This is a genomic window from Streptomyces sp. NPDC104831 (assembly GCF_055583025.1).
Window position 1 is genome coordinate 75,254 of record NZ_JBVJOT010000023.1, and the last position, 14,030, is coordinate 89,283.

The following is a 14,030-nucleotide window of genomic DNA, read 5'->3' on the forward strand; positions in this document are numbered from 1 at the left end:
CGCCTGCCCAGTGTCCGGTCGGGGACAGGCGGGCAGGCGCCGTCTGTGTTCCGTACGCCTTTGTACGTAACGTCTGTTGCGGACCTCGGGTCCGGTGGGTCGCGCGTCAGACCGCCAGGGCGCGGTCCGTCGGGCGGATCGGGGCCGGCAGGTCGCTGGCCCCGGTCAGGTAGCGGTCGACTCCGCGGGCGGCCGAGCGGCCCTCCGCGATCGCCCAGACGATCAGGGACTGGCCGCGGCCGGCGTCACCGGCGACGAACACACCCGGCACGTTGGTCTGGAAGTCGGCGTCGCGGGCGATGTTACCCCGTGCGTCGAGGTCCAGACCAAACTGCTCGACCAGGCCGTTCTCCCGGTCGGTGCCGGTGAAGCCCATGGCGAGGGTGACCAGCTGGGCCGGGATCTTCCGCTCGGTGCCGGGCTTCGCGGTCAGCTTGCCGTCGACGAACTCCACCTCGGTGAGGTGCAGCCACTGGACGTTGCCGTCCTCGTCGCCCTCGAAGTGGGTGGTGGAGACGGAGTAGACCCGCTCGCCGCCCTCCTCGTGGGCCGAGGTGACCTTGTAGAGCATCGGGAAGGTGGGCCAGGGCTGGTCCACCGGGTGCCGCTCGTCGTTCGGGCGGGGCATGATCTCCAGCTGGGTGACGGAGGCCGCGCCCTGCCGGTGGGCGGTCCCGACGCAGTCCGCGCCGGTGTCGCCGCCGCCGATGACGACGACGTGCTTGCCCTCGGCCGAGACGGGCGCCGCCACGTAGTCGCCCTCCTGCACCTTGTTGGCCAGGGGCAGGTACTCCATGGCCTGGTAGACGCCCTTCAGCTCCCGGCCGGGGACGGGAAGGTCACGGGCGGTCGTGGCGCCGGCGGCGATCACGATCGCGTCGTACCGCTTCTTCAGGTCGGTCGCCTTGATGTCGCGGCCGATCTCCACACCGGTGCGGAAGCGGGTGCCCTCCGCGCGCATCTGCTCGATGCGGCGGTTGATGTGTCGCTTCTCCATCTTGAACTCGGGGATGCCGTACCGCAGCAGGCCGCCGACGCGGTCGGCGCGCTCGTAGACGGCGACCGTGTGGCCGGCCCGGGTCAGCTGCTGGGCGGCGGCCAGTCCGGCCGGGCCCGAGCCGATGACCGCGACCGTCTTGCCGGACAGGCGCTCGGGGATCTGCGGGGCGACGTCCCCGGTCTCCCACGCCTTGTCGATGATCGAGACCTCGACGTTCTTGATGGTGACCGGCGGCTGGTTGATGCCCAGCACGCACGCCGACTCGCACGGGGCCGGGCAGAGCCGGCCGGTGAACTCCGGGAAGTTGTTGGTCGCGTGCAGCCGCTCGGAGGCGGCGCCCCAGTCCTCGCGGTAGGCGTAGTCGTTCCACTCGGGGATCAGGTTCCCCAGCGGACAGCCGTTGTGGCAGAACGGGATGCCGCAGTCCATGCAGCGGCCGGCCTGCTTGCTGATGATCGGCAGCAGGGAGCCGGGGACGTAGACCTCGTTCCAGTCCTTGACCCGCTCGGCGACGGGGCGGGTCTTGGCGACCTCACGGCCGTGGTTCAGGAAGCCCTTCGGGTCAGCCATTGATCGCCGCCTCCATCATCTTCTCGGTGATCTCGGTCTGGGAGAGACCGGCTCGCTCGGCGGCGTCCTTGGCGGCGAGCACTGCCTTGTACGTGCTGGGGATGATCTTGCTGAAGCGCTCCACGGCCGTGTCCCAGTCGGCCAGCAGCTTCGCGGCGACGGTCGAGCCGGTCTCCTCGGCGTGGCGGCGCACCACGTCGTGCAGCCACTGCTTGTCCGTCTCGTCCAGCGCCTCGACCGAACCGGCGTTGCCGGCGTTGACGTGGTCGCGGTCGAGGTCGACGACGTAGGCGATGCCGCCGGACATGCCCGCCGCGAAGTTGCGGCCGGTCGGGCCGAGGACGACCGCGTGACCGCCGGTCATGTACTCGCAGCCGTGGTCGCCCACGCCCTCGGAGACGACCAGCGCGCCGGAGTTGCGCACGCAGAACCGCTCACCGGTACGGCCGCGCAGGAACAGCTCGCCGCCGGTGGCGCCGTAGGCGATGGTGTTGCCCGCGATGGTCGAGTACTCGGCGAGGTGGTCGGCGGCCCGGTCCGGGCGGACGACGATCCGGCCGCCGGACAGGCCCTTGCCGACGTAGTCGTTGGCGTCGCCCTCCAGGCGCAGCGTGATGCCGCGCGGCAGGAACGCGCCGAAGGACTGGCCGGCGGAGCCGGTGAAGGTGATGTCGATGGTGTCGTCGGGCAGGCCCGCCCCGCCGAACTTCTTCGTCACCTCGTGGCCGAGCATGGTGCCGACCGTGCGGTTGATGTTGCGGATGGCGACCTGGGCTCGCACCGGCTGGGCCTCGGTCGCGTCGTCCGCGGCCAGGGCGTCGGCGGCGAGCTTGATCAGCTCGTTGTCCAGGGCCTTCTCCAGGCCGTGGTCCTGGGCGGCGATCTGGTGGCGGACGGCGCCCTCGGGCAGGTCCGGCACGTGGAACAGCGGCTCCAGGTCCAGGCCCTGCGCCTTCCAGTGGCCGACCGCGCGCTCGACGTCCAGCACCTCGGCGTGGCCGACGGCCTCCTCGATGGAGCGGAAGCCCAGCTCGGCCAGCAGCTCGCGGACCTCCTCGGCGATGAACTTGAAGAAGTTCACCACGTACTCGGCCTTGCCGGCGAAGCGGTCGCGCAGCACCGGGTTCTGGGTGGCGATGCCGACCGGGCAGGTGTCCAGGTGGCACACGCGCATCATCACGCAGCCGGAGACGACGAGCGGGGCGGTCGCGAAACCGAACTCCTCGGCGCCGAGGAGCGCGGCGATGACCACGTCCCGGCCGGTCTTCAGCTGGCCGTCGGTCTGGACGACGATCCGGTCGCGCAGCCCGTTCAGCAGCAGCGTCTGCTGGGTCTCGGCCAGGCCCAGCTCCCAGGGGCCGCCCGCGTGCTTGAGGGAGGTCAGCGGGGAGGCGCCGGTGCCGCCGTCGTGGCCGGAGATCAGCACCACGTCCGCGTGCGCCTTGGACACACCGGCCGCGACCGTGCCGACGCCGACCTCGGAGACCAGCTTCACGTGGACCCGCGCCCGCGGGTTCGCGTTCTTCAGGTCGTGGATCAGCTGGGCCAGGTCCTCGATGGAGTAGATGTCGTGGTGCGGCGGCGGGGAGATCAGGCCGACGCCCGGCGTGGAGTGCCGGGTCTTCGCGACCCACGGGTAGACCTTGTGGCCGGGCAGCTGGCCGCCCTCGCCGGGCTTGGCGCCCTGGGCCATCTTGATCTGGATGTCGTCCGCGTTGACCAGGTACTCGGAGGTCACGCCGAAGCGGCCGGAGGCGACCTGCTTGATGGCGCTGCGCCGCGCGGGGTCGTACAGGCGCTCGGGGTCCTCGCCGCCCTCACCGGTGTTGGACTTGCCGCCCAGCTGGTTCATGGCGATGGCGAGGGTCTCGTGCGCCTCCTTGGAGATGGAGCCGTACGACATGGCGCCGGTGGAGAACCGCTTGACGATCTCGCTCACCGGCTCGACCTCGTCGACCGGGATCGGCTCGCGGTCGGACTTGAAGCCGAACAGGCCGCGCAGCGTCATCAGGCGCTCGGACTGCTCGTTCACCCGGGAGGTGTACTTCTTGAAGATGTCGTAGCGGCCGGTCCGCGTGGAGTGCTGGAGGCGGAAGACCGTGTCCGGGTCGAACAGGTGCGGCTCGCCCTCGCGGCGCCACTGGTACTCGCCGCCGATGTCCAGCGCGCGGTGCGCCGGGGCGATGCCGGAGGCCGGGTAGGCCTTGGCGTGGCGGGCGGCGACCTCCTCGGCGATGACGTCGATGCCGACTCCGCCGATCTTGGTGGCGGTGCCGTTGAAGTACTTCGCCACGAAGCCCTCGTCCAGGCCGACGGCCTCGAAGACCTGGGCGCCGCGGTAGGAGGCGACGGTGGAGATGCCCATCTTGGACATGACCTTCAGCACGCCCTTGCCGAGGGCGTAGATCAGGTTCTTGATGGCCTGCTCGGGCTCGATGCCGTTCAGGAAGGTCCCCGCGCGCAGCAGGTCCTCCACCGACTCCATCGCCAGGTACGGGTTGACGGCGGCGGCGCCGTAGCCGATGAGCAGGGCGACGTGGTGGACCTCGCGGACGTCGCCGGCCTCGACCAGCAGGCCCACGTGGGTGCGCTGCTTGGTGCGGATGAGGTGGTGGTGGACGGCCGCGGTGAGCAGCAGCGACGGGATCGGCGCGTGCTCGGCGTCGGAGTGGCGGTCGGACAGGACGATCAGCCGGGCGCCGTTCTCGATGGCGGCGTCGGCCTCGGCGCAGATCTCCTCGATGCGGGCGGCCAGGGCGTCGCCGCCGCCGGAGACCCGGTACAGACCGGAGAGCGTGGCGGCCTTGAAGCCGGGCATGTCGCCGTCGGCGTTGATGTGGATGAGCTTGGCCAGCTCGTCGTTGTCGATCACCGGGAAGGGCAGCACGACGGACCGGCAGGAGGCGGCGGTCGGCTCCAGCAGGTTGCCCTGCGGGCCGAGCGAGCTGCGCAGGGAGGTGACCAGCTCCTCGCGGATCGCGTCCAGCGGCGGGTTGGTGACCTGCGCGAACAGCTGGGTGAAGTAGTCGAAGAGCAGCCGCGGGCGCTCGGACAGGGCGGCGATCGGGGAGTCCGTGCCCATGGAGCCGATCGGCTCGGCGGCGGTGCGGGCCATCGGCGCGAGGATGACGCGCAGCTCTTCCTCGGTGTAGCCGAAGGTCTGCTGGCGGCGGGTGACCGAGGCGTGGGTGTGGACGATGTGCTCGCGCTCGGGCAGGTCGCTCAGCTCGATCTCGCCGGCCTCCAGCCATTCGACGTAGGGCTTCTCGGCCGCGAGGGACGCCTTGATCTCGTCGTCCTCGATGATGCGGTGCTCGGCGGTGTCGACGAGGAACATCCGGCCGGGCTGGAGGCGGCCCTTGCGGACGACCTTGGCCTGGTCGATGTCGAGGACGCCGACCTCGGAGCCGAGGACGACGAGGCCGTCGTCGGTGACCCAGTAGCGGCCGGGGCGCAGGCCGTTGCGGTCGAGCACGGCGCCGACCTGGGTGCCGTCGGTGAAGGTGACGCAGGCGGGGCCGTCCCAGGGCTCCATCATCGTGGAGTGGTACTGGTAGAACGCGCGCCGGGCCGGGTCCATGGAGGCGTGGTTCTCCCACGCCTCCGGGATCATCATCAGCACGGAGTGCGGCAGCGAACGGCCGCCCAGGTGCAGCAGCTCCAGGACCTCGTCGAAGGAGGCGGAGTCGGAGGCGTCCGGGGTGCAGACCGGGAAGAGGCGGTCCAGCTTCTCCTGCGGGCCGAACAGGTCGGAGACCAGCTGGGACTCGCGGGCCACCATCCAGTTGCGGTTGCCCTTGACCGTGTTGATCTCGCCGTTGTGCGCGACGAACCGGTACGGGTGCGCGAGCGGCCACGACGGGAAGGTGTTCGTGGAGAACCGGGAGTGCACGAGCGCGATCGCGGAGGCGAAGCGGCGGTCGGACAGGTCCGGGAAGAAGGGTTCGAGCTGGCCGGTGGTCAGCATGCCCTTGTAGACGATGGTCCGCGCCGACAGGGAGGGGAAGTACACCCCGGCCTCGCGCTCGGCGCGCTTGCGCAGCACGAACGCCCTGCGGTCCAGGGCGATGCCCTCGCTGGCCCGGTCGGTCACGAAGACCTGGCGGAACACCGGCATGGTGGAGCGGGCGGTGGCGCCCAGCAGCTCGGGGGCGACCGGGACCACGCGCCAGCCGAGGACCGTCAGGCCCTCCTCGGCGGCGATCGTCTCGATCTGTGAGACGGCGTCCTCGGTTCCCTCCTCCGGCAGGAAGGCGATGCCTACCGCGTAGGAACCGGCGGCGGGAAGGTCGAATCCGGCCACATCACGGAGGAAGGCGTCCGGCACCTGGGAGAGGATGCCCGCACCGTCGCCGGAGTCCGGCTCGGAGCCGGTGGCGCCGCGGTGCTCCAGGTTGCGCAGGACGGTGAGCGCCTGCTCGACCAGGGTGTGGGAGGCCTCGCCGGTAAGAGTGGCGACGAAACCGACGCCGCACGCGTCGTGTTCGTTGCGGGGGTCGTACATACCCTGCGCAGCAGGGCGAGCATCCATGAACGACCAGTTTCGGCCGTTCGTGGAGTGCTGGGACGGCTGGCGCGGCGTACGCATCGGCTCTCCCGTCGTCGTCATGTGGCATGTGGCAGGTGCCGAGGGACGACGTTGGCCCTCTGCGTGAGATCTTCGGTGAGATCAAAATTTCGTGCAGGTTACATGATGGAGCGGTTCCCGGGAACCGGATACTCCGTTCCAGCATGCGGACGCCGCGGTGGCGGCGGAGGGTGCCGCGCGAGGGCGGCGCATGCCGTGCGGTGACGGCGCGGTGCCGTACGAGGACGGCGGTGCCGTGCGGTGACGGCGACGTCGTGGGGGGACCGCGACGGACAGGATCGGTCGGATCGGCGTCCGGCGGCCCGAGGGGGGCCGGGGAGGGCTTCATCGCCCGCCCCGCGGGGGCGCGGCAGGCGTCATTGCCCACAGCGCTTACGGCTCATGCCCCGTGGCAAAGCAGTCGAAACCAGGGAGTAACGGGTACCTATGCGGCCCATCGCATAAGTACCGGTCGGCCTATCCTACGGCCGTACCGAACAGGTTGCCCAGGGCGTACGTCACACCGGCCGCCGCACCGCCCAGCGCGAGCTGCCGCAGTCCGCTGAACCACCAGGCCCGCGCGGTCACCTTGGCCACGACGGCACCGCAGGCGAAGAGCCCGGCGAGGGCGAGCAGCACGGCGGGCCACAGCGCGGTCGCGCCGAGCAGGAACGGCAGGACGGGCAGCAGGGCGCCGAGGGCGAAGGACCCGAACGAGGACACGGCGGCGACCAGCGGGGAGGGAAGGTCGCCGGGATCGATGCCGAGCTCCTCGCGGGCGTGGATCTCCAGGGCCTGCTCGGGATCCCGGGACAGCTGCCGGGCGACCTGCCGGGCCAGGTCCGGCTCGACCCCGCGGGCGACGTACAACGCGGCCAGTTCCGCCTCCTCGTCCTGCGGGTGCCTGCGCAGCTCACGGCGCTCGACGTCCAGCTCGGCCTCGACCAGCTCGCGCTGGGAGGCCACGGAGGTGTACTCGCCGGCCGCCATGGAGAAGGCACCGGCCGCGAGACCGGCGAGGCCGGTGATGACAATGGTGTGCGGGCTCACGGAGCCGCCGGCCACGCCGGTCATCAGGGCGAGGTTGGAGACCAGGCCGTCCATGGCGCCGAAGACGGCGGGCCGCAGCCATCCCCCGCTGACGTCGCGGTGGGTGTGGTTGTCGCGGTGCGCTTCGTGCAGCGCGGCCTCGGTTTCGATGATCGCCATGCGGGCCCCCAGGAAAGCTTAGCCAAAGCTAACTTTGGACGAGTTCTACTTTTCGACAGATCCAAACCTACGCCTTCGCGCGACCCCTCGCCAGCAAGGAAAGGCTGTGCTAAGCGAGACCCCGGGGCAGGTCGGCACCCTCCCGTGGGACACATCCGCAAACAGGCCCGTGCGACCCGCCCCAGGCTGGATGATTCGGGGCATGACACCCACAGCGGAACAAAGCAATGGCCACCGCGCGCACGGACGGGCGGGCACCGCGTTCGGAGGCCGCCCGTGCTCCGTCTGACCTGGGTCCAGCCGGAGGACCTGCTCGGCCACGAACTGCGCCAGGCCCGGCTGGACGGGCGCGAGCCCAAGGCGGTCGAGGCGCGCTGGCGGGCGGCCGGCGGCCCGCAGGCGCCGGGGCGGGCGGGCGCCTCTGCGCCCGGCGCCTCCCGCTATCTGCGTCTGCTGGCGGCGGACCTGCTCGACGAACTCGCCGACCTGCCCGGCCGGTACGCCGAGGACGAGCCGACCGACCTGGCCCGCGTCAAGTCCCTGTGCCCCGACTGGCCCGCGCGCCGGCCCGCCACCGCGCCGGATCCGCGCGCCCTCGAAGCCGCCTGGCTCGGCCGGGCCGCCGGCCGCCTCCTCGGCAGACCCGTCGGGCAGCTCCCCCCCGACGGCGTCCGCGCCCTCGCCGAGGCGGCCGGAAACCGGCCGCTCACCGGCTACTTCACCGCCAGGGGCGTCCCCGCCGAACTGCTCGCCGCCCACCCCTGGGACCCCCGCTCCGCCGCCTGCCTCGCCGAGAACATCGACGGCATGCCCGAGGACGCCGAGCTCGACCACCTGCTCCTCAACCTCCTGCTGCTGCGGCGCCACGGACGCCGCTTCTCCACCGACGACGTGGCCCGGCTCTGGCTCGACGCGCTCCCGCCCGGCCGCACCCGCGCCGCCGAGCGCCTCGCCTACCGCAATCTGCTCTGCGGCGTCGAGCCCCCGCACACCGCCCGCCACCGCAACCCGTTCCGCGAGTGGACCGGCGCGCTGGTCCGCGCCGACGCGCACGGCTGGACCAACCCCGGCGACCCGGCCGCCGCCGCCGAACAGGCGCACCGGGACGCGGTCCTCAGCCACACCGCCAACGGCGTCTACGCGGCGATGTTCACCGCCGCCGTCATCGCCACCGCCGCCCCCGGCACCCACGACGTCCACGCCTGTCTGCGGGCCGGCCGCGCGGTGGTGCCGCCCCGCTCCCGGCTGGCGTCGGCCGTCGACCACGCCGTCGCGCTGGCCCGCCGCAGCACGGACTTCGAGGACGTCGTGGACGCGCTCCACGCCCGCTACGCCGCCACCCACCACCGGGCCCACGCCGTCCCCGCCACCGCGCTGATCGCCGCCGCGCTCACCCACGCCGACGGCGACTTCTCCGGCTCCGTCTGCCGTGCCGTCTCCGGCGGCTGGGGCACGGGCTCCGCCGGCGCGACGGCCGGCAGCGTCGCCGGGCTGCTCGCCGGTGCCCCCGGCGCGCTCCCCGACCGCTGGCGGGCCCCGCTGAAGAACCGGCTCGCCAGCGCCCTCGCCGAGTTCGACGGCACCGGCTTCGACACCCTCGCCCACCTCACCCGTCTGGAGGCGACCCGCTCATGACCCATATCGCGGTCCTCGGCAGCACCAACATGGACCTCGTCACCTATGTCGACCGGGCACCGCGGCGCGGGGAGACCGTGACCGGGCGGGAACTGCGCACGGTGCCCGGCGGCAAGGGCGCCAACCAGGCCATCGCCGCGGCCCGCGCCGGCGCGACCGTCTCGATGATCGGCGCGGTGGGCACCGACGCCCACGGCGCCCGGCTGCGCGACACCCTCGAACACTCCGGGGTGGACACCGACTTCCTGCGCACGGTGGAGGGTCCCTCCGGCACCGCGCACATCGTGGTGGACGCCGAGGGCGGCAACGCGATCGTCGTCATCCCCGGCGCCAACGGCACCGTCGACCACCTCTCCCCCGGCGACGAGGGGGTGATCGCCACCGCCGACGCGCTGCTGCTGCAACTGGAGATCCCGCTCGCGGCGGTCGTCGCGGGCGCGCAGGCCGCCCGCCGGCACGGCGTCCGCACGGTGCTCACCCCGTCCCCGGTCCGGCCGCTGCCGCCCGAACTGCTGCGCGCCGTCGACCTGCTGGTGCCGAACGAGTACGAGGCGCTCACCCTGACCGGCCGCACCGGCCCGCGCGAGGCGGCGGCGGCCCTGCTGGAGCGGGTGCCGGAGGTCGTCGTCACCCTGGGCGCGACGGGCTGCCTGTACCTGGCCCGGGGCACCGAGCCGCTCGTGGTCCCCGCGCCCCGGGTGAGCGCCGTCGACTCCACCGGGGCGGGCGACACCTTCGTCGGCACGCTCGCCGTGGCCCTCGCCGAGGAGAAACCGGTACGCGAGGCCCTGACCTGGGCCGCCGCCGCGGCCTCGATCTCCGTCGAGCGGCAGGGAGCGTCCGCGTCGATGCCGTACCGCCCGGAGATCGAGGCCCGCTACGGCACCTGAACACCCGCCCGCCGGCGGTGCGACGACCGGACCGGCCCCCACGACGGAGTGCCCCCTGCCCCGAACACGCCGAGGGCGCCCGGAACACTCCGGGCGCCCTCGGCGTCGTGGAACCGGCGGGTCAGACCTTCTTGGCCGACTCCGCCTCGTCCTTCGGCGACTTCTCCGGCGACTCCCCGGACGGCTTCTCCGGCGACTCCTCGGCGTCCCGGGGCTTCTTCTCCTCGCCCTCGGCGACCGCGTCCGTCTCCCCGGCCGGACCTGCGGAGGCGACCGCGGGTTCGACCACGGCCTCCCGGCCCGGCCGCTTCGTCCCCGACACCACGATGTACACCACCGCCAGCAGGAAGACAATCAGGGCGGTCCAGACGTTGAGGCGGATGCCCAGGATGTGGTGGGCGTCGTCCACGCGCAGGTACTCGATCCAGGCGCGGCCCGCGCAGTACGCGGCGACGTACAGGGCGAACGCCCGGCCGTGCCCCAGCTTGAAGCGGCGGTCCGCCCAGATCACCAGCAGGCCGACACCGACGCACCACAGGGATTCGTAGAGGAACGTCGGGTGGTAGTACCCCGGCACCCGGCCGCCCTCGGCGGAGGTGATGTGCAGCGCCCAGGGGACGTGGGTCTCCCGGCCGTACAGTTCCTGGTTGAACCAGTTGCCCCAGCGGCCGATGGCCTGCGCGAACGCGATGCCGGGTGCCACGGCGTCGGCGTAGGCGGGCATCGGGACGCCCCGGCGCCGCGCGCCGATCCACGCGCCGAGCGCGCCGAGCGCGATGGCGCCCCAGATGCCCAGGCCGCCCTCCCACACCTTGAAGGCGTCCACCCAGTCACGGCCCTCGCTGAAGTACAGCTCGTAGTCCGTGATCACGTGGTAGAGCCGGCCGCCGACCAGGCCGAACGGCACGGCCCAGACGGCGATGTCGGCGACCGTGCCGGACTGCCCGCCGCGGGCGATCCAGCGCTTGTTGCCGAACCAGACGGCAACGAAGACGCCGATGATGATGCAGATGGCGTAGCCGCGCAGCGGGATGGGGCCGAGGTACAGCACCCCGTGCGACGGGCTGGGGATGTAGGCAAGGTTCATGGCAGGTCCGACGCTACCGTGCCGGGCCGTGGGGACGGCAAGCAGCCCGGCTACGGGTCCATAACAGGGCGGGTGAAACGCTCAGCCCCGGTCGGCCGCCTCCACCATCTGCTTGAGCTTGGCCGGGGTCATCGCGCGGTCCTGGTAGATGTTCTTGTCGCCGAGCAGCACGGTCGGCGTGCCGCCGAAGCCGCCGGACTTGAACGCCTGGTGGGACTTGTCCACCCAGCCGTCGTGCGTGCCGTTCTTCACGCACGCGCGGAAGGCGGGCGTGTCCAGGCCCTTCACCTTGCCGGCCAGCCGGATCAGCGTGTCGTTGTCCGCGAAGGCGTCGTCGGTCTCCTTGGGCTGGCCGGCGAACAGCACGTCGTGGTAGTCGCGGAACTTTCCGGCGTCCTGGGCGCAGGCCGCGGCGTTGGCGGCGCGCAGCGAACCGGTGCCGCCGAGGTTGCCGTCGATCAGCCGGACCAGGTGGTACTCGACCCTGAGCTTGCCGGCGTCGGCGAGTTCGTGCAGCGTCGGCCGGTACGCCACCTCGAAGGCCTGGCAGGCCGGGCAGCGGAAGTCCTCCCAGACGGTGAGCGTCGACTTGGCGCCGTCCTCGCCGACCGGGATGGCGAGGCTGTCCTTGCCCTGCGCGCCCGAGGGGGCCACGGCCGGGCCCGCGTCGGAGCCCTTGTCCTTGCCGGCGTTCGCGGCGACGACGCCGATCACCGCCGCCAGGCCCAGGACGCAGACGACGCTCGCGCCCACGATCAGCGCCCGCCGTCGCTTGTCCGCGGCCCTCTGCTTCTCGCGCTCGACCGCCAGCCGCTCCCGGGCGGTGCGCTTTCCGTCACGGTTCTTCTCGCTCACACCCCCAGAACGAACCGGGGAGGCGCAGCGCGCCTCCCCGGTCCGAGGTCCACCCGTTCGAGTGATCGGATCACGCGGTACAGCACACCGCGTGCCCGTCCGTCACGCCTGTCCGCGCACGCCCTTCGCCAGGTCCCCGGCCAGCTCGCGGACCGCCGCGAGACCGGAGGCGGGGTCGGGCGCGTCCAGCATCCGCTTCACGAACGCCGAGCCGACGATCACACCGTCGGCGAAGCCGGCGACCTCGGCGGCCTGGGCCCGGTTGGAGACGCCGAGGCCGACGCAGACGGGCAGGCCGGTGCCGGTCGCGCGGGTGCGCCGGACCAGGTCCTGGGCCTGCTCGCCGACGGACTCGCGGGTGCCGGTGACGCCCATGAGGGAGGCGGCGTAGACGAAGCCGCTGCCCGCCGCGGTGATCTCGGCGAGCCGCGTGTCCTTGCTGCTCGGCGCCACGACGAAGATCGTCGCCAGGCCGTGCTTCTCGGCGTGCTCGCGCCAGAGCGCCGACTCCTGCACCGGCAGGTCGGGCAGGATGCAGCCGGCGCCGCCCGCCTCGGCCAGCTCGGCGGTGAAGCGCTCGACGCCGTAGCGGTCGATGGGGTTCCAGTAGGTCATGACCAGGATCGGCTTCCCGGTGGCGCGGTGCGCCTCGCGGACCGTGCGCATGACGTCGGCGATCCGCACGCCGCCGCGCAGGGCGATGTCGTCCGCGGTCTGGATGACCGGGCCGTCCAGGACCGGGTCGCTGTGCGGCAGACCGACCTCGACCACGTCCGCGCCGCCTTCCAGGACGGCCTTGATCGCGTCGATGCCGCCGTCCACGGTCGGGAACCCGGCCGGGAGGTAGGCGATGAGCGCGGAGCGGCCCTCGGCCCGGGCGCCCGCGAGGGTGTCCGACAGCAGCTGGATGTTCCCGCTCACTTGGCGTCCCCCTCGATCTCGGCGGTGTCGGCGGCGTCGGCCGCGACCTCGGCGTCGGTGTCGTACAGGCCGAAGTAGCGCGCGGCGGTGTCCATGTCCTTGTCGCCGCGGCCGGACAGGTTGACGACGATCAGGCCGTCCGGGCCCAGTTCCCGGCCGACCTCCAGGGCGCCGGCCAGGGCGTGGGCGCTCTCGATGGCCGGGATGATGCCCTCGGTGCGCGACAGCAGGCGCAGTGCCCGCATCGCCGCGTCGTCGGTGACGGCGCGGTACTCGCCGCGGCCGGAGTCCTTCAGGTAGGAGTGCTCCGGGCCGATGCCCGGGTAGTCCAGGCCGGCCGAGATGGAGTACGGCTCGGTGATCTGGCCCTCGTCGTCCTGGAGGACGTAGGAGCGGGAGCCGTGCAGGATGCCGGGCTCGCCGGCGGTGAGGGTGGCCGCGTGCTCGCCGGTCTCGACGCCGTGCCCGGCCGGCTCGCAGCCGATCAGGCGGACGCCCTCGTCGGGGATGAAGGCGTGGAAGAGGCCGATGGCGTTGGAGCCGCCGCCGACGCAGGCGACGGCCGCGTCCGGGAGGCGCCCGGCGCGCTCCAGCAGCTGGCGGCGGGCCTCGACGCCGATGACCCGGTGGAAGTCGCGGACCATGGCCGGGAAGGGGTGCGGGCCGGCGACCGTGCCGAACAGGTAGTGGGTGTGGTCGACGTTGGCGACCCAGTCCCGGAACGCCTCGTTGATGGCGTCCTTCAGGGTGCGGCTGCCGGACTTCACGGCGACGACCTCGGCGCCGAGCATGCGCATCCGGGCCACGTTCAGGGCCTGCCGCCGGGTGTCGACCTCGCCCATGTAGATGGTGCAGTCCAGGCCGAACAGCGCACAGGCGGTGGCCGTGGCGACGCCGTGCTGGCCGGCTCCGGTCTCGGCGATGACCCGGGTCTTGCCCATGCGCTTGGTGAGCAGGGCCTGGCCGAGCACGTTGTTGATCTTGTGGGAGCCGGTGTGGTTGAGGTCCTCGCGCTTGAGGAACACGCGGGCGCCGCCGGCGTGTTCGGCGAAGCGGGGGACCTCGGTGAGCGCCGACGGGCGGCCGGTGTAGTGGACCAGCAGGTCGTCGAGTTCGCGGGCGAACTCGGGATCCTGCTTGGCCTTGTCGTACTCGACGGCGACCTCGTCCACGGCGGCGACGAGGGCCTCCGGGATGAACTTGCCGCCGAACGCGCCGAAGTAGCCTTCGGGCGTGGGGACCTGACCGTCCGGGTCGGGGATGAAGAACTCGCTGGGCATGCGGATACCTCACGGT

At 72.4% G+C, this 14,030-nt stretch carries 9 protein-coding genes; 2 read left to right on the forward strand and 7 right to left on the reverse strand.

Translation table 11 applies throughout. From position 1 onward, the window contains the following. Positions 1-106: 106 nt before the first annotated feature. The 3 genes from ACZ63H_RS17680 to ACZ63H_RS17690 form a co-directional block, all read right to left on the reverse strand. Positions 107-1,570 (reverse strand): glutamate synthase subunit beta, encoded by a 1,464-nt coding sequence (locus ACZ63H_RS17680; protein WP_469865940.1) that lies wholly within the window; start codon positions 1,568-1,570, stop codon positions 107-109. Continuing rightward, positions 1,563-6,074, reverse strand: coding sequence for a glutamate synthase large subunit (gene gltB, locus ACZ63H_RS17685; protein WP_469866026.1), 4,512 nt, complete (start codon positions 6,072-6,074; stop codon positions 1,563-1,565). Before gltB ends, ACZ63H_RS17680 begins: the two co-directional genes overlap by 8 nt. Before the next feature lie 540 nt (positions 6,075-6,614). Next, positions 6,615-7,346 (reverse strand): VIT1/CCC1 transporter family protein, encoded by a 732-nt coding sequence (locus ACZ63H_RS17690; protein WP_467934582.1) that lies wholly within the window; start codon positions 7,344-7,346, stop codon positions 6,615-6,617. A gap of 276 nt (positions 7,347-7,622) precedes the next feature. Between ACZ63H_RS17690 and ACZ63H_RS17695 the strand changes: the two genes are divergently transcribed. Together ACZ63H_RS17695 and rbsK are read left to right on the forward strand one after the other, a co-directional pair. Continuing rightward, the gene (locus ACZ63H_RS17695; RefSeq protein ID WP_469865942.1) at positions 7,623-8,981 is read left to right on the forward strand and encodes an ADP-ribosylglycohydrolase family protein; all 1,359 of its coding nucleotides are present in this window, start codon (positions 7,623-7,625) and stop codon (positions 8,979-8,981) included. Then, a complete protein-coding gene (gene rbsK / locus ACZ63H_RS17700; RefSeq protein WP_469865944.1) occupies positions 8,978-9,871 on the forward strand; it encodes a ribokinase in 894 nt (297 codons plus the stop codon). The genes ACZ63H_RS17695 and rbsK overlap by 4 nt, the downstream gene beginning before the upstream one ends. Before the next feature lie 121 nt (positions 9,872-9,992). On the opposite strand, the gene lgt is transcribed toward rbsK, so the two are convergent. The 4 genes from lgt to trpB form a co-directional block, all read right to left on the reverse strand. After that, on the reverse strand, positions 9,993-10,958 hold the full coding sequence (lgt, locus tag ACZ63H_RS17705) for a prolipoprotein diacylglyceryl transferase (RefSeq protein ID WP_469865946.1): 966 nt from the start codon (positions 10,956-10,958) through the stop codon (positions 9,993-9,995). A gap of 81 nt (positions 10,959-11,039) precedes the next feature. Then, on the reverse strand, positions 11,040-11,813 hold the full coding sequence (locus ACZ63H_RS17710) for a DsbA family protein (protein WP_469865948.1): 774 nt from the start codon (positions 11,811-11,813) through the stop codon (positions 11,040-11,042). Between the two features lie 102 nt (positions 11,814-11,915). After that, positions 11,916-12,734 carry a tryptophan synthase subunit alpha gene (gene trpA, locus ACZ63H_RS17715; protein ID WP_469865950.1) on the reverse strand — a complete coding sequence of 273 codons (819 nt, stop codon included), beginning with the start codon at positions 12,732-12,734 and terminating at the stop codon, positions 11,916-11,918. Then, on the reverse strand, positions 12,731-14,014 hold the full coding sequence (gene trpB, locus ACZ63H_RS17720; protein ID WP_469865952.1) for a tryptophan synthase subunit beta: 1,284 nt from the start codon (positions 14,012-14,014) through the stop codon (positions 12,731-12,733). Before trpB ends, trpA begins: the two co-directional genes overlap by 4 nt. Positions 14,015-14,030: the final 16 nt, after the last annotated feature.